Origin of the sequence: Romboutsia sp. CE17 (genome assembly GCF_012317385.1) — a bacterium.
Lineage (GTDB): Bacteria > Bacillota > Clostridia > Peptostreptococcales > Peptostreptococcaceae > Romboutsia_E.
Genome location: NZ_CP051144.1, coordinates 2,374,022 through 2,392,408, shown reverse-complemented (window position 1 = coordinate 2,392,408; position 18,387 = coordinate 2,374,022). Strand labels below are relative to the sequence as shown.

Here is an 18,387-nt window from a genome sequence, read left to right as displayed (position 1 = left end):
TTTATAATTGTATATGTCAAAATATATAATTATGAAATAATATGAGGAGATTTATATGAGCAGTATATTCAAAATAGTATTATTAGCAAGTATTGGTGGTATAATAGGATACGTAACTAATGTACTAGCTATAAAATTAATATTTAGACCTATTGAACCAATAAAAATACCAATCTTAAATTTAGAAATAGTAGGTCTAATACCTAAAAGAAGAAATGAAATAGCTAAAAATATAGGTGAAATAATACAAGATGAATTCTTATCTATGGATGACATACTTGAAAGTATAATGACTGAAAGTGATAAAGAAAAAGTTACTGAGTACATAAAAGGAAAAATTAAAAATATAGCTCAAGAAAAAATGTCTTTTGTACCATTTCCAATCCGAAGCATGCTTGAAGGTTATATAATGGATACAGTAGATATAGAAATAAGGAGCGCAATTGATGAATTAAGCAATGATATAATAAACAAAGCTAAAGAACGTATAAATATACAAGAAATAGTAGAAAATAAAATTAATGAATTAGATTTATATGAATTAGAAAATTTAATTATTAAAGTTGCTAAAAAGGAACTAAAACACATAGAAATATTAGGATTAGTGTTAGGTTTTCTTATAGGAATAATACAAGGTATTATCGTAATATTTATATAAAATATTATAGTTGATACAAAATTTACTATCTGATATAATAGTGATAATAACTTAAGATATTTGCGTAGAAAAGGAAGAGTAAAATAAAACTAATTTACAGAGAGGAAGGGTCATCGGCTGTAAGCCCATCTAAATATAGATATTTGAAAACTACCTTGGAGCAGGACTTATTAGCATAAATTTTATGTGAAAGTGTTCGGATGACAACCTTATAGTCAACAAGAGGACTTATAGTTTTATATAAGTCAACTTGGGTGGAACCACGAATTAATACTCGTCCCAATATTTTTATTGGGGCGAGTTTTTTAATACAAAAATATATAGGAGGCATTAGTTATGATAAAAGTAACTTTAAAAGATGGATCTATAAAAGAATTCGAAAATGAACTGTCTGTTATGGATATAGCTAAATCTATTAGTGAAGGTCTAGCTAGAGTAGTATTAGCAGCTTCAGTAAATGGTAAAGTTGTAGGACTTGACTACATGGTGAAAGAAGATTGCGAATTAAATTTATTCAAATTTGAAGATGAAGAAGGTAAAGATGTATTCAGACATACATCAGCTCATATATTAGCTCAAGCTATAAAGAGATTATATCCAGAAGCTAAATTTGCAATAGGACCAACTGTAGAAAATGGATTCTATTATGATGTAGACCTAGAGCATAGACTAACTAACGAAGACTTAGAAAAGTTAGAAAAAGAAATGAAGAAGATAGCTAAGGAAGATATAGCTGTTGAAAGATATGAATTATCAAGAGAAGAAGCTTTAGCTTGGGCAAAGGAAAATGGAGAATTATATAAAGAAGAACTTATATCAGAATTACCAGAAGGAGAAGTAATATCTTTCTACAAGCAAGGTGATTTTACAGATTTATGTAGAGGACCACACTTAACTTCAACAAAAAAGGTTAAGGCTGTTAAACTATTAAGTGTTGCAGGGGCTTATTGGCGTGGAGATGAAAAGAACAAAATGCTTCAAAGAATATATGGTATATCTTTCGAGAAGAACAAGGATTTAGAAGAATACCTACACATGTTAGAAGAAGCTAAAAAAAGGGACCATAGAAAATTAGGTAAAGAATTAGATTTATTCTTTATACCAGAAGAAGGTCCAGGATTCCCATTATTCTTACCAAAAGGTATGGAACTAAAAAATGAATTATTAAAGTTCTGGAGAGAAATACACAGAGAGGATGGATATCAAGAGATAGAAACTCCAATAATATTAAACCAAAAATTATGGGAAACTTCAGGACACTGGTTTAACTACAAAGAAAACATGTATACTGTAGATATAGATGAGCAACAATTTGCTATAAAACCAATGAACTGCCCAGGTTCATTAATATACTATAACTTTAAGCCACATTCATACAAAGAATTCCCTATGAAGGTTGCAGAACTTGGTAGAGTTCATAGACATGAGTTATCAGGTGCATTACATGGACTTATGAGAGTTAGAGCTTTCACTCAAGATGATGCTCATATATTCATGTTACCAGAACAAATAAAAGAGCAAATAAAAGGTGTTGTAGATTTAATAGATAGAGTTTACAAAACTTTTGGATTTGAATATCACCTAGAATTATCAACTAGACCAGAGAATTCTATAGGAAGTGACAAAGAATGGGAAGCAGCTGAAAATGGATTAAGAGAAGCTTTAGAAGAATTAAATCTTCCTTATATATTAAATGAAGGAGATGGAGCATTCTACGGTCCTAAGATAGACTTCCATTTAAGAGATTGTTTAGGTAGAACATGGCAATGCGGTACTATACAATTAGATATGCAATTACCACAAAGATTTGATATTACTTATGTAGGTCAAGACGGTGAAAAGCATAGACCAGTAATGATACACAGGGTTGCTTTCGGAAGTATAGAAAGATTCATAGGAATATTAATAGAGCATTATGCTGGTAAATTCCCAGTTTGGTTAGCTCCAACTCAAGTTAGAATATTACCTATATCAGATAAATACAACAATTATGCTAACGAAGTTAAAAAAGCTTTATTTGAAAAAGGCATAAGAGTTGAAATAGATGATAGGGCAGAAAAAACAGGATTTAAAATAAGGGAAGCTCAACTTCAAAAAATACCATACATGATAATAGTAGGTGAAAAAGAGGAAGCTGAAAATACTGTATCTGTAAGATCTAGAGATAAAGGTGAGATGGGGTCTGTATCTTTAGATGAATTCTTATCTACTATATTAGATGAAGTAAATAATAGAACAAATGTAGAGCAATTTTAATTATTGATTAATTAATAATTTATAATAAATAGTTTTTAATAAAAAAATCACTAACCTGTAATAATTATTATAGATTAGTGATTTTTTATTTAGTTAACCATTTCTTTCGTTATTAGTGATTTTAGTTCTTCATGTGTCATAGTTTCCTTGTCAAATAAATATTTTGAAACTATATGTAGATCATTTATATTATTTTTTAATAATTTTAAAGTATCCTTATAGCAGTTTTGAACAATTTCATTCGCTTCTTTTTGAACTTGTTCAGATAAAAATGTTTTAACATTTCCGTCAATCGTCATAAATCCTAATTTACTCATACCATATTCACAAACCATCTGGTTAGCTATATCTGTAACTTTTTTTAAATCATCTTTAGCACCGGTAGATTGATGGTTGAATATTATTTCTTCGGATGCTTTTCCAGCTAAAAGAATTTTTATCTTACCTATTAATTCATCTTTAGTATAGATATATCTATCTTCATCAGGAAGTTGAAGTACATAACCTAAGGCCTCTCCTCTAGGAACTATAGAAATTTTTTGTATAGGACAAATACCTAATATGTTACTAACTAGAGCGTGTCCAGCTTCATGATAAGAAACAATATTCTTCTCTTTTTCTATTAGTGTTGAGTTTTTTGATTCTAATCCTGCTATAACTCTCTCTAACGCTTTATCAAAATGAACTGCTGTTATAATTGGACTATTATCTCTTACTGCGAAAATAGCAGCTTCATTAGCTATATTAGATAAGTGGGCACCATTGAAGCCATGAGTTTTTTTAGCTAAAAGTTCTAAATCTACAGCAGGATCTAATGGTTTATTATTAGTGTGAACTTTTAGTATTTCATATCTTGTATGAAAGTTAGGAGATCCAATATGAATATGTCTATCAAATCTTCCAGGTCTAAGTAGTGCTTCATCTAATAAATCTAATCTATTTGTTGCACCAATTATTATAACGTTAGAATCTTTATTAAAACCGTCCATTTCAACTAAAAGTTGATTTAGTGTTTGATCTTTTTCATTATTACTCTCTAAATGTCTTTTTGCTCCTATAGCATCTATTTCGTCAATGAAAATAATACTAGGTGCTTCTTTACGTGCTTTTTCAAATAAGGTCCTAACACGTTTAGCACCAACACCTACATACTTTTCTACAAATTCAGAACCTGTTACATTAAAAAATGAGGAATTAGTTTCTCCGGCTACGGCAGATGCAAGAAGTGTTTTACCAGTACCAGGAGGGCCGTAAAATAAAACTCCTTTAGGAATTTTAGCACCCATTTTTTGATATTTATCTGGAAACTTCATAAAATCTACTATTTCAAAGAGCTCCTCTTTCACTTCATCTAGTCCAGCTACATCTATAAATGTAGTCTTAGGTTTTGTACTACTTGTATCTTCGTTTTGGGTTTCCTTTTCTAGTTTTGTTTGAGCAAATACTGGAACAGGATTATTAAATTTTTTTAAAAAATTATTTAACATTTTCATAGCCATACACCTCAGATCATAAAAATTATTAATTTACTTTATATTTTCCAATATTACTAAAATTTATTATATAAATTTTTCCATAAATGATTTATTTAAGTTATATTTTTAAGTATAGCCACAAATTGTATAATAATTACTTGATAAATTAAAAATAATACTAATAGAATATTATAAGTTATAATAATTATAAAATAAAAATTAAAATAAATTCTTGACATACTAAAATATATATAGTATATTGTATAGAGTAGTTAAGAAAACAAGAAGAAGTCCGCTTCTCACCTTGCAGCGTAAGTTCGTAAGGTAAATATAAGTTAAAACCTCAAGTTATATATAATATTAATAGAGGTTAGATTATTATGACTTATATTAGCGGATGATTTATATCATTCGCTTTTTTTAATATATATAAAATTTTGGAGGTGTCCCACCATTAGCAAAGAATTATCAATAAATGATCAAATAAGAGATAAGGAAATAAGAGTTATCTCAGAAACTGGAGAGCAACTTGGTGTAATGTCAACTAAGGAAGCTCAGGCATTAGCAAGCAATAAGAACTTAGATTTAGTTAAAATATCACCGAATGCTAATCCACCAGTTTGTAAAATAATGGATTACGGAAAGTACAAATACGAACAAGCAAGAAAAGAAAAAGAAGCAAGAAAAAACCAAAAGACAATAACAGTTAAAGAAATAAGACTTAGACCAGGTATAGAATCTAATGACTTACAAACTAAAGCAAATAATGCTATAAAGTTCCTTAAAAAAGGAGATAAGGTTAAAGTTGAACTTAGATTCAGAGGTAGAGAATTAGGACATAAAGATATTGGTAAAGAAGTAATGCTTAAGTTTATAGATATAGTAAAAGAGTTTGGAGAACCAACAAAAGCCCCTGCATTTGAGGGTAATAATATGGTTGTAATTATAGATCCAAAAAAATAGATAATTAACTGAGAGGAGGAATTTATCATGCCAAAAATGAAAACTCATAGAGGTGCTGCTAAAAGATTCAAGAAGACTGGAACTGGAAAGTTAAAGAGAGCTAAAGCTTTCAAAAGACATATACTAACTAAGAAAAATGCTAAGACTAAGATGAACTTAAGAAAGTCTGCAATAGTTAGCGAAGGCGATGCTAGAAGAATAGCACAATTATTACCATACTAAGATTAAAAACAAAAAGACAAAAAATAGATTAACGTAAGATTATTAAAGGAGGTCACAACGATGGCAAGAGTTAAAAAAGCTATGAACGCTCGTAAAAAGCATAAAAAAGTATTAAAACTTGCAAAAGGATTCATAGGATCTAGAAGCAAATTATATAGACCAGCAAATACTTTCGTAATGAAAGCATTAAAGAACGCATATATAGGTAGAAAGTTAAAGAAGAGAGACTTCAGAAAACTTTGGATACAAAGAATAAACGCTGCAACTAGAATGCACGGATTATCTTATTCAAGATTCATGAACGGATTAAAATTAGCAGGTGTTGAAGTTAACAGAAAGATGTTATCTGAAATGGCTATACAAGATCCTCAAGGATTTGCTAAATTAGTAGAAGTTGCTAAGTCAAAATTAGCTTAATTTAATAAAAAAAGCGGTAAACTTTAATAGTTTACCGTTTTTTTATATATTATTATGAATTTAGATATAACATATATTTAACATAAATTTATCTATTTAGGCAGAGAATATTATAAATAAATGTGTATAATAGTATATAAGGAATTTAGATATTAATAAAATCCTCCTATTATTGATTTATGCTAAAATTTGGAATATAATGAAAAAATATATATAATACCGTGTATATAAGGAGGTCTAGTAAATTGAAATCTTTATTAAAAAAGATTATGAGCTACATAAATAGTATGCATCCAGCTCAGATCATGGTAATTGGATTTGCAGCTGTAATATTGCTTGGAGCTATTATATTAAATTTACCTATAGTGACTCAAAGTGGAGAGAGTGTAGGTTTTATAAATGCATTATTTACAGCTACATCTGCTGTATGTGTTACAGGATTAGTTGTAGTAGATACAGCTACATATTGGAATCATTTGGGGCAAATAATAATTATAACGCTAATACAAGTCGGTGGACTAGGGTTTATGACCATAGCAACAATGTTTGCTTTATTAACAAAAAAGAAAATTAACTTAAGAGAAAGATTATTAATCCAAGAATCTTTAAATCAAAAAGATTTATCTGGATTAGTTAAGCTTACTAGATATGTGATTTTAATAACATTTTTAATAGAGGGAATTGGAGCGATTTTATTATCATTTACTTTTATCCCACAATTTGGATTGGGAAGAGGAGTATGGTATAGTATATTCCATGCAATATCAGCCTTTTGTAATGCAGGATTTGATTTAATGGGGTCTGTAAGTGGACCATTTACATCATTAATATCATATGTAGATAATTTTATGATTGTTATTACAATATCGATGCTTATAATATTAGGTGGTATAGGATTCCCTGTAATGCTAGATGTGATCAATGCTAAAAAGTTTTCAAAATTAAATATGCACTCGAAAATTGTAATAATTACAAGTGGTATTCTTATAGTGATAGGAACAACACTTATATTTATAGTAGAATTTAATAATAAAAATACATTAGGAACATTAAGTATGCCGGGTAAATTCTTAGCAGCATTATTCCAATCAGTTGCTGCAAGAACAGCTGGTTTTAATACAATAGACTTACCTTTATTACATGAAAGTAGTTTATTTATAATGATGATACTTATGTTTATAGGTGCTTCTCCAGCATCAACCGGTAGTGGTATAAAAACAACTACATTAGCAACTTTATTGATAACTGTTAAGTGCTTTATATCAGGGAAATCAGATATAGAAGTGTTTGAAAGAAGAATAAGTTCATCTACTATAACAAAAGCTGTAGGTATATTTTTTATAGCTGTATCTCTTGTAGTATTAGGAACTTTAGCCTTATCATTAACTGATCCAGGATTTACTTTAGTTGAATGTGGATTTGAGATAGTATCAGCAATAGCTACAGTAGGTTCAAGTATAGGAGGTAGCCCGAATTTAACAGCTATGGGTAAAATTGTGGTAATGATAGCTATGTTTATAGGAAGGGTTGGATCCTTAACTATATTTATTGCATTGCTTTCAAAAGGAGCTAGAAAAAAACCTCCTGTTAGATACCCTGAAGGAAAAATAATAGTAGGATAAATTATAGATATTGAGAGGTAATATTATGAAACAATATATAGTTATTGGTTGTGGAAGATTTGGTGCATCAGTAGCTACTACAATGCATCTATTAGGCCATCAAGTTATGGCTATAGATAAAAATGAAGAAATAATACAAAATATATCAGATAAAGTTACTCATGCTGCAATTGTAGATGTTACAGATGAAGCTGCTTTAAGATCTTTAGGATTAGGAAACTTTGATGTTGCTATAGTTGCAATAGGATCAGATATAAGAGCATCTATAATGGGTACTCTTATAGCTAAGGAGATGGGTGTACCTCATATAGTATGTAAGGCAAAGGATGAATTACAAGCGAAGGTTCTTTACAAGATAGGTGCAGACAGAGTAGTGTTCCCAGAGAGAGATATGGGAGTAAGGGTTGCACATAATCTAGTATCAGATAATATATTAGATCATATTGAACTAGATCCAGAATATTCAATAGTAGAGATCGTAACTCCTAACAAATGGGTAGGTAAAACTTTAATAGAATTGGATTTAAGAGCTAAATATGAAATAACAGTACTTGCTATAAAATCTGGAAAGAAAATCAATGTTACACCTTCTCCACAAGAAGAGTTGAATGCAGGTAGTATTTTAGTTGTAATTGGTCAAAATAGTAGTATAAGTTCAATTGCTTCAGAAAATAAAGATTTAATTAGGAGAAAATAATAATAATGATAACTATGATAAGTAGTAAAGATAATGAAAAAGTAAAATATACAAAGTCATTATTAAAAACAAAAAATAGAAATAAAGAAAATAAATTTATTATTGAAGGATATAGAATTCTAACTTTGGCTATAGAATGTAATGTAGACTTAGATTATGTGTTCATTAATGAAGATTTTGAAAAGAAAAAAGAACATTTAGATTTTATAAATATACTTAATAATAAAAATATAAAGATATACAAAACTACAAATAAAATATTTGGAGAGTTAATTGATACAGAAAATACTCAGGGGATTTTAGCAGTAGTAGGTTTTAAAAACAGAGATATAGATAATAATATAAAAAACTCACATAAGTTTGTATTAATTCTAGATAGAATTCAAGATCCAGGTAATATGGGAACTATAATTAGAACAGCAGATGCAGCTGGAGTAGATGCTATAATAAACCTAAAAGGTTGTGTGGATATATACAATCCAAAAGTTATACGCTCTACCATGGGATCTATATTTGATATGAATATAATACACGCTACTCAAGAAGATACACTTAGAGTTTTAAAAAATAATAATTTTGAGATAGTATCTAGCTTCTTGAATACAGAGAATTATTATAATGAAGTAAATTACAAAGATAAAGTAGCCTTAGTAATAGGAAATGAAGCTAATGGAGTAAATGATGAATTAATAAAAGAGTCAGATACTTTAGTCAAGATACCTATATATGGTAATGCCGAATCTTTAAATGCAGCAATAAGCTCAGCAATATTAATGTATGAAATAAAGAAATCTTTAGTATAGAATATTGTAAGGATACATATTATTATGCTATAATATTGTATCGATACAACAATAAAATATAATTGAAATACTATGAAAGAGAAAAGTATTTTAAATTAACTTAGCATAGAGATAGGTATCTAGGCTGGAAGTACCTTCTAAGAATTTAAAAGAAGTTCCCTCTGGAGTATTAAAGCTGAATTAATAGTAGGTTTTGACGTTAAAACGCGTTAAGTTTATACGAGGTGGTTTAGAAATTTTAATTTCTAAGCTACTAGGGTGGTACCGCGAAATTATAACCTTTCGTCCCTAGACAGGGATGAAAGGTTTTTTATATTTAAATAAGAAAATAGTGAAAGGGTGATAATAGTGCAAGAAAAATTACTTAATCTGAAAGATATCGCTTTAGATGAAATAAAAGATGCTTCTACTATAGAAGAATTAGAAAGCTTAAGAGTGAAATACTCTGGAAAAAAAGGTCAATTAACTGCTATCATGAAAGAAATGGGTAAATTATCAGCAGAAGAAAGACCAGTAGTAGGTAAGGTTGCTAACGTAGTAAGAGAAGCAATTGAAGGTGGTATAAATACTAAAAAAGAAGAAATAAAGGCTATAGAAAAAGAAAAGCAATTAGCTAGTGAAGTTATAGATGTTACTATGCCTGGAAAAGTATTTACAGTAGGTAAGAAACATCCTATAAGTAAAGTAATAGATGAAGTATCAGAAATATTCATGGGATTAGGATTTTCAATAGCAGAAGGTCCAGAAGTTGAAACAATCGAAAATAACTTTGATGCATTAAATGCTCCAAAGGACCATCCATCAAGAGATATGAGTGATACTTTCTACATAAATAGTGAATTATTACTTAGAACTCAAACATCTCCAGTTCAAGTTAGAACTATGAAGAGTCAAGAGCTACCTATAAAAGTAATATCTCCAGGTAGATGTTTTAGATTTGACTCTCCAGATGCTACACATTCACCAATGTTCCATCAAATAGAAGGATTAGTTGTTGGTAAAGATGTTACAATGGCACAACTTAAAGGAACATTAGATAATTTCGTTAAGAAATTATTCGGAGAGGAAACTAAGACTAAGTTTAGACCTCATAACTTCCCATTCACAGAGCCAAGTGCAGAGGTAGACGTTACATGCTTTAAGTGTGGTGGAGAAGGTTGTGCAATGTGTAAACAAGAAGGATGGATAGAAATATTAGGTGCTGGTATGGTTCATCCAAATGTGCTTAGAAACTGTGGAATAGATCCTGAAGTTTACAGTGGATTTGCATTTGGTATGGGTGTAGAAAGAATAGCTATGCTTAAATATGAAATAGATGATATAAGATTATTATTCGAAAATGATATGAGATTTTTAAACCAATTCTAATTAGGAGGTAAGTAATATGTTAGTATCTTTAAAATGGCTTAGAGACTATGTTGATATAGATATGGACACTAAAGAGTTCGCTGATAGAATGACTATGACAGGAACTAAAGTAGAAAAAGTAGATTTCTATGGAGAAGAGTTAGAAAATGTTGTTGTTGGAAAAATACTAGAAATAACTCAGCATCCAAATGCTGATAAATTAGTTGTAACTAAAGTTGATGTAGGAAGTGAAGTTATCCAAGTAGTAACTGGAGCAAAAAATGTATCTGTAGGAGACTATATACCAGTTGCTAGAATAGGAGCTAAATTACCTGGAGGAATAAAAATTAAAAAAGGTAAATTAAGAGGAGAACTTTCAGAAGGGATGATGTGTTCAGCTGAAGAATTAGGAATAGATGAGCACTTCGTAGCTGAACATAAGAAAAATGGAATATATATATTAGATCATGAAGATTCTTATGAATTAGGAAAAGATGTAAAAGAAGTAATGGGAATCAATGATGCTTTAATAGAGTTTGAATTAACATCAAATAGACCAGACTGTAGATCTATGATAGGTATAGCTAGAGAAGCAGCAGTTACTATAAACTCTAAGTTAAAATACCCTGAAATAAATGTAAAAGAAGAAGGTCAAGATATAAATTTTGATATAAAAATAGAAGATGAAGATCTTTGTAGAAGATACTGCGCAAGAACAGTTAAAAATGTAAAAATAGGACAATCTCCATACTGGATGCAAAGAAAGCTTATAGAAGCTGGTGTTAGACCAATAAATAATATAGTAGATATAACTAACTACGTAATGCTAGAACTTGGTCAGCCACTACATGCATTTGATTTAAGTAAATTAACTACTGGTAAAATAGTTGTTAAAAATGCAGTAGATGGAGAAAAATTCACTACTTTAGATAACATTGAGAGAACTTTAGATAAAGATATGTTAGTTATAACAGATGGTGAAAAGTCTTTAGCCCTTGCAGGTGTTATGGGTGGACTTAATTCTGAAATAGATGATAATACTACAGAAGTTTTATTAGAAGGAGCAAGCTTTAAATCAGAAAATATAAGAGCAACTTCTAAAAAATTAGGCCTTAGAACTGAGGCATCATCAAGATATGAAAAAGGAATAGATACAAATCTTGCAGAAGAAGCTGTAAATAGAGCAGCGCAATTAATAGAAATACTAGGGTGTGGAACTGTTGATAAAGGGATAGTTGATATATATCCAACTAAGCCGGAAGTTAAAACATTGGTTGTTAATCCACAAAGAATAAATAAACTATTAGGTGTAGAAATTCCTATGGATCAATTTGTAGGAATATTAGAATCATTAGAATTTAAGTGTAACTTAGTTTCTAGCGATAAATTAGAAATAGAAGTTCCAAGCTTTAGATTAGACATGGAACAAGAAGCAGATGTATTTGAAGAAATAGCTAGAATCTATGGATTTGAAAATATACCATCAGCTCAATTAGAAGGTAATGCCACTGCAGGAGTTAAAACAGCAAAGCAAAAATTCATGGATAATGTAAAAAATACTGCTACTTCTATAGGATTAAATGAAATATTAACTTATTCATTTGTAAGTCCAAGAGGTGTAGATAAAATACAACTTCCATATGATGATAAAAAGAGAAACTTTGTAACTCTTATAAATCCATTAGGTGAAGAAACGTCAGTAATGAGAACTACAATGATGCCAAGTATGCTTGATGTTTTATACACAAATATATCTCGTAAAGTAGATAGAGCATGGGCATTTGAATGTGGACATACATTTACTCCACAAAATGGATTACCTAAGGAACATAACCATGTATGTATAGGTATGTATGGAAAAGAAACAGATTTCTTTGCATTAAAAGGAGTAATTGAAACTATAGCTAAAAATGTTGGATTTGAAAATTATGAAATAATACCAGAAAAAAATAACTCAACATTCCATCCAGGAAGATGTGCTAAAATAGAGTATAATGGTATATACGTAGGTACATTTGGAGAATTACATCCAAATGTAATAGAAAATTATAGCCTAGGTCAAAGAGTTTATATAGCTGAATTAGACCTTGATGTAATATTTGAAAATTCTAGCACAAATATAGTTTATAATCCATTACCAAAATTCCCATCTACATCAAGAGATATAGCTTTAATAGTTAAAGATGATATATATGTAAAAGATATAGAGGATATAATAAAAGCTAATGGAGCTGGACTTGTAGAAGAGTATAAATTATTTGACGTATATAAAGGTGCACAAATAGAGGAAGGACATAAGTCTATAGCGTATTCTATAACTTATAGAAGTAAAGAAAAAACATTAACAGATGAAGATGTTGCTAAAGTGCATGACGTTATATTAAGAGAATTATCAGAAAAATTAAATGCAAACTTAAGATCAAACTAATTCATCTGTGTAGGGGGGATTAGTGTGAACAAGGTAACAGTAAAAATTCAGGGCGTAGAATATCCTATGGTAGGAGATAAGCCTGCTCATGAAATGATTAAAGTAGCAAATTATGTTGATCAAGAAATGACAAAAGTTATAGAGAGTAATCCTAAATTAAGTACAGTTATGGCTGGAATAGTAACTGCTATTAATATTACGGATCAGTTATTTGAATGCGATAATTATAGCAGTGATTTAGCTAAAGAGAATGATGAACTAAGAAAAAAAATAGATCATACTGATGAAGGTCTTAAATTAGAAATAAAAAAATTACAGCTTCAACTAGATAGCAGAGATAAAGAAATATCTGATGCAAATTCTAAAATCGAAGAATTAAGCAAATCACTTGAAAACAAAATTAAAGAGTTGGAAAATAAAGAAGCTGAAATAAATAACTTGAGTATGTCATCAGTAGGATCACAGTCTGAGGTAGAAGATTATAAATCAAAGATAACTGATTTAGAAGAGTTACTAAAAGATGCTGAAGAAAGAGCTAAGATTGCGGAAAGTTTATCTTCAGAGTTCCAAAATAAAGCTTATAAATTACAGTTGAAATATACTGAATTAGAAAATGAGCTTAAGTATTTAAGAGCAATGAGATAAGAATACTAAGGGGGATGTATCTTAAATGATTAAATCATTTAAGATACATCCTTTTTTATGCTTAAGGAAATTATATTATATAAATAACGTGTATAATTACTAAAGTTAAGTAGTATTAGTCGATTTAGTGAGCATAAAAAAGATTTTGAGCAACGGGCAGGGCCGTTGGCGACATGAGCAAAGCGAATTTTTTATGTTTTTAAATATCGACTTAAATGGGTATATAAATTGATTGGACTAAATACTTAAAATATAAGATAATAGAGTATACTATATATTATAAAAATTCCTTGAAGGGAGATAAAAAAATGAAAGACATAGAATTACTAGCACCTGTCGGTTCTTTTGAAGCATTAAAAGCAGCAGTTCAAAATGGAGCAAATGCAGTATATCTAGGAGGCAAAGATTTTAGTGCAAGAGCATCGGCTAATAACTTTGATAGAGATGAATTGAAAGAAGCTGTTAAATATGCGCATATTAGAGATGTACAAGTTTTTGTAACAGCAAATACTTTAATTAAGCAAGATGAAATAGAAAGCTTTGTAGAATATGCAAAATTTTTATATGATATAGATGTTGATGCTATAATACTTCAAGATATAGGTATAGCTAAGTTAATAAAAAAATTATTACCAGACTTTGAACTTCATGCGAGTACTCAAATGGTAGCACATTCATTAGAAGACGTTAAGTATCTTGAAAATGCTGGATTTGATAGAGTTGTATTAGCAAGAGAGCTAAATGTAAATGAAATAAAAGAAATATGTGACAATACTAATGTAGATATAGAAGTATTTGTACATGGTGCATTATGTGTATGTTACTCTGGTCAATGTTTAATGAGTAGTATGATAGGAAATAGATCAGGAAACAGAGGTAGATGTGCTCAGCCATGCAGACAAAAATACGAACTTATTGATATACATACAGGAGAAATAATAAATAGCAACGGAGATTATTTATTAAGCCCAAGAGATTTAAATACAATTGAAGAAATAGATAGAATAATTGATGCGGGTGTTCATTCACTAAAAATAGAAGGAAGAATGAAAAGACCAGAATACGTTGCAACGGTAATAGATAGTTACAGAAAAACTATAGACAATTATCTTAAAAAACATGAGGTAAATGTTTCTGATGAAACTATAAGTGATTTATACACTATTTTTAATAGAAAGTTTACGAAGGGTCTTATACTAGGGGAAGTAGGAAAGGATGTAATGAATTCTGAAATTCCAAATAATCAAGGCTTATACGTAGGTAAAGTTTTAGACTTTAATAAAAAAGCTAAAAGACTAAAAATAAAATTAGAAAATACTCTTAAAAAGGGCGATGGTATAAACTTAGGTGGTGGTACTATCGGAAGAATTATAAAAAATGGAGAAATAACTACAATAGCTCATAAAGGAGATATTATAGAGTTAGATTTCGTAGGAGAAGCTAGAAGGCATCAAGTAGTATTTAAAACATCAGATAGTGAACTTATGGACAGAGTTCAGAGTACGTTCCAACAGGATAAGGAACTAGTGAAAAGCTATATAGATGCAGAATTAATTATAAAATTAGGACAAAAACCCTTATTGACATTAAGAGATACAAAAGGAAATAAGGCGTCAGTAGAAGGTGATAAGATAGTTGAAGAAGCATTAAAAGTAGCTTTAAGTAAAGAAAAAGTTGAATCACAGATTCAAAAGCTAGGAAACACACCATATGAATTAAATAAAATATCAATAATACTTGATGAAGGCGTAAGTTTACCAATAAGCATTCTTAATCAAATGAGAAGAGATTGTATAGAGTTATTAAATGAAGAAAGAGTAAAAGTAAAAAATAGAAACTATAAATCGAGTAAGGTATCTTATAATCCTACTAAGTTTAAAAAGAATCGAGAAGAAAAGATAAGAGTTAAAGTAAAAAATTTAGATCAATTACAGGTTGCATTAGAATGTGATATAGATGCAATTTATTATGAAGATATAATCACATTAGAAAAAGCATTAGAAATGGGATTAAAATACGATAAAAAAGTTATATACTCATCACCGAGAATAATAAGAAATAGAGAATATAAAAGTTTAGAAAAGGCTAATAAGTTAAATATAAAAGATGTGCAAGTAGGTACTTTAGGTGGTATGGATTATTTCAAAGGAAAAAGTATAAGTATAGATTATTTCTTAAATGCATTTAATAGTGAAACTATAAATCATTTTAAAAATGAGGGAGTAAAATCACTATGTATCTCACAAGAGCTTAATTTACAAGAAATAAAAGAAACTTTACAGTACACAGATATGGAAATAGAAGGTGTAGTATATGGATATGCAACTATGATGGTTACGGAATACTGTCCTATGGGAGTATTAGTTCGTGATTGTAAGAAAGATAAAAGAGCAGCTAAATGTAATCAGAGTATATATGCTTTAAAAAGTTTCAAAGGAGATATGTTTAGAATATCTCAAGATATATTCTGTAGAAGCACAATATATAATTCAAATGTAACTTGCATGTTAGACAATTTAGAGGAAATAAGAAAATCTGGCATAGATGTATTTAGGTTAGACTTTACACATGAAGATGGAAAAATGGTCAAAGACATAATAGAGGCCCATATAGAAGTTATAAATAATAATTATAGATTAGGTTCTAAAGCTGCTAAACTATATAATTATTTAGACGAGAAAGGAACGACATCAGCGCATTATTATAAAGGTGTAGAATAAAGGTATGAAAAAAATTTTAATATTAATAACAATATTAGTAATAGCATTAATTTCAACGATAATATTAAAAAATTTAGACTCAAAAGATAAAGGCAGCATAGATTTTACAGAAAAAAAGGCTGAAGATTTAAATCCAATTTCAAAATCTAGTGTATTAAAAGTATTAAAATCAGAATTTGGTGAGAATGTAGTGAATACTGAAGACGATGTAAAAGATGATGGCGATTATTACTCAGTTGAAGTTAAGGTAAATTTAGGTAGTCAAGAAGAACATACTCACACTGATGAAGAGTTATCAACAGAAGAACTAGAGTTAGACGAAGATGGAAACCATATAATTAATATAGGTATCCACAAAATAAACAAATATACAGGTGAGTTAAGTGAAGAATAACTTCATACTTATAAAATAAGAAATTATTTAATTAACTTACTAACATATTTAAAATAAGAGAAAAGGTATGATAGTAAACTTATTAACAAATACAGTAGATATTACTGCATTTTAAAGGTTTACATTCATACCTCTTTATTATATAGAAGTATATTAGCTTAAGCTATTAATGAATTGATTTTAAAATTGTTAATAAATAATCCCAAGTATTTTCAGTAGATTTTACATCAAGATGCTCATTAGGAGTATGAACATCAAACATATCTGGACCGAATGATATAGCTTCAGCTCCGTTCATTTTGCTTAATAATAATCCACATTCAAGACCAGCATGTAAAGCCATTATAGTAGGCTTTTTACCAGTTAATTTTTCATAAGCTTCAATACATATTTCTTCAAGTTTAGAACCTTTAGCATATTCCCAAGCAGGATAGGAACTCTCAACTTTGAAATCTCCTTTTAAAGATTGTGTTAATAGATCCATTCTATTTAAAATATCATCTTTTAAAGTACTAACAGAACTTCTAACAGCACTTTCAAATAATATATCATTATCGCTATTAACAACAACACCTAAGTTAGTAGAACTTTCTACAAGACCTTCTATATCCATACTCATAGTTTGAACCCCATTAGGCATTAAATTATACATTTTAATGACTTTATCTTTAAATTCTGGAGTAAATACTTTTTCTACATGAGCCTCAGAAACTTCAATAACAAGTCCTGGATCAGAAGTTTTAAGTTCATTTTTAAATATTTTTTCTATATCAGAAATTTGTTTTTTGACTTCATCAACTGAGTTTTTATTAACAGCTATTATACACTCTGACTCACGAGGTATAGCATTATTTTTTGAACCTCCACTAACTTTAGCTAAATCATAGTCGATACTTAATAAGTTTAATAATCTACCTAGTAACTTATTAGAGTTACCTCTTTGTTTTATTATATCCATCCCAGAGTGACCACCAAGAAGTCCTTTTATATCTATAGCTAAACCAACTTTATCACCAGAGATATTTGTATATTCTATTGGTAAAGTAGATTTAGCAGTAGCACCTCCAGCACAGCTTACTAATATATATCCTTCTTCCTCAGAATCTAAGTTTAATATGTATTTAGCTTTTAATTGAGAACCATCTAAGTTCATAGCACCACTCATACCAGCTTCTTCATCCACAGTAACTAAAAATTCTATTTCAGGATGTTCTATGCTATTATCCGAAAGTATAGCCATACCCATAGCAACAGCTATACCATTGTCAGCACCTAAAGTAGTACCTGTAGCATATATCATTCCATCTTCAACTCTTAGTTTTAAAGGATCTTTTGTAAAATCGTGATCTGTATCTTTATTTTTTTCGCAAACCATATCCATATGTCCTTGAATCATAACACAAGGAGCATTTTCATAACCTTTAGTTGCAGGTTTTCTTATTATAATATTTAAATATTCATCTTGTATTGTCTCTAGACCTAAATCTTCACCAAATTTTTTTAAATAATTACTTATTTCCTTTTCATTACCAGAGCCTCTAGGTATTTGAGATATTTCTTCAAAATATTTAAATACTGATTGAGGTTTTAAATCTTGTAAAACTCTTTTCATTAGTAGAATCTCCTTTAATATAAATTTGTTTTAAAACATTGATTTTAGGTTAATAATTAAAAAAATACGCTACAAATAATACATGTTTATGTATAATATATAAATAGCTATATAAATAGTATAATACA

General features: G+C 29.2%; 15 protein-coding genes and 2 other annotated features. Of the genes, 13 read left to right on the top strand and 2 right to left on the bottom strand.

Annotated elements, in window-relative coordinates; genetic code table 11:
• Positions 1–55 precede the first annotated feature (55 nt).
• Together HF520_RS11435 and thrS are read left to right on the top strand one after the other, a co-directional pair.
• The gene (locus tag HF520_RS11435; protein WP_168574152.1) at positions 56–658 is read left to right on the top strand and encodes a DUF445 domain-containing protein; all 603 of its coding nucleotides are present in this window, start codon (positions 56–58) and stop codon (positions 656–658) included.
• Positions 659–714: 56 nt separating this feature from the next.
• Positions 715–943: a binding site (T-box leader), on the top strand.
• 51 nt (positions 944–994) lie between these two features.
• Positions 995–2,914, top strand: a complete 1,920-nt coding sequence (gene thrS, locus HF520_RS11430; RefSeq protein WP_168574151.1) for a threonine--tRNA ligase — start codon at positions 995–997, stop codon at positions 2,912–2,914.
• Positions 2,915–3,003: 89 nt separating this feature from the next.
• On the opposite strand, the gene HF520_RS11425 is transcribed toward thrS, so the two are convergent.
• Positions 3,004–4,407 (bottom strand): ATP-dependent metallopeptidase FtsH/Yme1/Tma family protein, encoded by a 1,404-nt coding sequence (locus HF520_RS11425; protein ID WP_168574150.1) that lies wholly within the window; start codon positions 4,405–4,407, stop codon positions 3,004–3,006.
• Positions 4,408–4,776: 369 nt separating this feature from the next.
• Between HF520_RS11425 and infC the strand changes: the two genes are divergently transcribed.
• The 11 genes from infC to HF520_RS11370 all read left to right on the top strand — a co-directional run bounded on the left by infC (position 4,777) and on the right by HF520_RS11370 (position 16,647).
• Positions 4,777–5,352: a translation initiation factor IF-3 gene (gene infC, locus HF520_RS11420; RefSeq protein WP_442970752.1), complete on the top strand. Its 576-nt coding sequence runs from the start codon at positions 4,777–4,779 to the stop codon at positions 5,350–5,352.
• Between the two features lie 27 nt (positions 5,353–5,379).
• Positions 5,380–5,574, top strand: coding sequence for a 50S ribosomal protein L35 (rpmI, locus tag HF520_RS11415; RefSeq protein ID WP_122639318.1), 195 nt, complete (start codon positions 5,380–5,382; stop codon positions 5,572–5,574).
• Between the two features lie 60 nt (positions 5,575–5,634).
• Positions 5,635–5,991: a 50S ribosomal protein L20 gene (rplT, locus tag HF520_RS11410; RefSeq protein ID WP_168574149.1), complete on the top strand. Its 357-nt coding sequence runs from the start codon at positions 5,635–5,637 to the stop codon at positions 5,989–5,991.
• Positions 5,992–6,236: 245 nt separating this feature from the next.
• The gene (locus tag HF520_RS11405; RefSeq protein ID WP_243155147.1) at positions 6,237–7,613 is read left to right on the top strand and encodes a TrkH family potassium uptake protein; all 1,377 of its coding nucleotides are present in this window, start codon (positions 6,237–6,239) and stop codon (positions 7,611–7,613) included.
• Between the two features lie 25 nt (positions 7,614–7,638).
• Entirely contained in the window at positions 7,639–8,310 is a 672-nt protein-coding gene (locus HF520_RS11400) for a potassium channel family protein (RefSeq protein ID WP_168574148.1), read from the top strand.
• Between the two features lie 5 nt (positions 8,311–8,315).
• Positions 8,316–9,113 carry a TrmH family RNA methyltransferase gene (locus HF520_RS11395; protein ID WP_168574147.1) on the top strand — a complete coding sequence of 266 codons (798 nt, stop codon included), beginning with the start codon at positions 8,316–8,318 and terminating at the stop codon, positions 9,111–9,113.
• Positions 9,114–9,176: 63 nt separating this feature from the next.
• Positions 9,177–9,406: a binding site (T-box leader), on the top strand.
• A 55-nt stretch (positions 9,407–9,461) separates the two neighbouring features.
• Complete coding sequence (pheS, locus tag HF520_RS11390) at positions 9,462–10,481, top strand: phenylalanine--tRNA ligase subunit alpha (RefSeq protein ID WP_168574146.1); 1,020 nt, start codon at positions 9,462–9,464, stop codon at positions 10,479–10,481.
• A gap of 16 nt (positions 10,482–10,497) precedes the next feature.
• Positions 10,498–12,888, top strand: a complete 2,391-nt coding sequence (gene pheT, locus HF520_RS11385; RefSeq protein WP_168574145.1) for a phenylalanine--tRNA ligase subunit beta — start codon at positions 10,498–10,500, stop codon at positions 12,886–12,888.
• Between the two features lie 24 nt (positions 12,889–12,912).
• Entirely contained in the window at positions 12,913–13,533 is a 621-nt protein-coding gene (gene zapA / locus HF520_RS11380) for a cell division protein ZapA (protein WP_168574144.1), read from the top strand.
• Positions 13,534–13,841: 308 nt separating this feature from the next.
• Positions 13,842–16,253, top strand: a complete 2,412-nt coding sequence (locus HF520_RS11375; RefSeq protein WP_168574143.1) for a U32 family peptidase — start codon at positions 13,842–13,844, stop codon at positions 16,251–16,253.
• Between the two features lie 4 nt (positions 16,254–16,257).
• Positions 16,258–16,647 carry a hypothetical protein gene (locus HF520_RS11370; RefSeq protein WP_168574142.1) on the top strand — a complete coding sequence of 130 codons (390 nt, stop codon included), beginning with the start codon at positions 16,258–16,260 and terminating at the stop codon, positions 16,645–16,647.
• Between the two features lie 166 nt (positions 16,648–16,813).
• On the opposite strand, the gene HF520_RS11365 is transcribed toward HF520_RS11370, so the two are convergent.
• Positions 16,814–18,259, bottom strand: a complete 1,446-nt coding sequence (locus HF520_RS11365; protein WP_168574141.1) for an aminoacyl-histidine dipeptidase — start codon at positions 18,257–18,259, stop codon at positions 16,814–16,816.
• Between the last annotated feature and the right edge of the window lie 128 nt (positions 18,260–18,387).

Excerpts from the sequence above, each read along its gene's own strand:
- HF520_RS11435 (WP_168574152.1), top strand. The coding sequence starts at position 56 with ATGAGCAGTATATTCAAAATAGTATTATTAGCAAGTATTGGTGGTATA.
- thrS (WP_168574151.1), top strand. The coding sequence starts at position 995 with ATGATAAAAGTAACTTTAAAAGATGGATCTATAAAAGAATTCGAAAAT.
- HF520_RS11425 (WP_168574150.1), bottom strand. The coding sequence starts at position 4,407 with ATGAAAATGTTAAATAATTTTTTAAAAAAATTTAATAATCCTGTTCCA.
- rpmI (WP_122639318.1), top strand. The coding sequence starts at position 5,380 with ATGCCAAAAATGAAAACTCATAGAGGTGCTGCTAAAAGATTCAAGAAG.
- rplT (WP_168574149.1), top strand. The coding sequence starts at position 5,635 with ATGGCAAGAGTTAAAAAAGCTATGAACGCTCGTAAAAAGCATAAAAAA.
- HF520_RS11400 (WP_168574148.1), top strand. The coding sequence starts at position 7,639 with ATGAAACAATATATAGTTATTGGTTGTGGAAGATTTGGTGCATCAGTA.
- HF520_RS11395 (WP_168574147.1), top strand. The coding sequence starts at position 8,316 with ATGATAACTATGATAAGTAGTAAAGATAATGAAAAAGTAAAATATACA.
- pheT (WP_168574145.1), top strand. The coding sequence starts at position 10,498 with ATGTTAGTATCTTTAAAATGGCTTAGAGACTATGTTGATATAGATATG.
- HF520_RS11375 (WP_168574143.1), top strand. The coding sequence starts at position 13,842 with ATGAAAGACATAGAATTACTAGCACCTGTCGGTTCTTTTGAAGCATTA.
- HF520_RS11370 (WP_168574142.1), top strand. The coding sequence starts at position 16,258 with ATGAAAAAAATTTTAATATTAATAACAATATTAGTAATAGCATTAATT.
- HF520_RS11365 (WP_168574141.1), bottom strand. The coding sequence starts at position 18,259 with ATGAAAAGAGTTTTACAAGATTTAAAACCTCAATCAGTATTTAAATAT.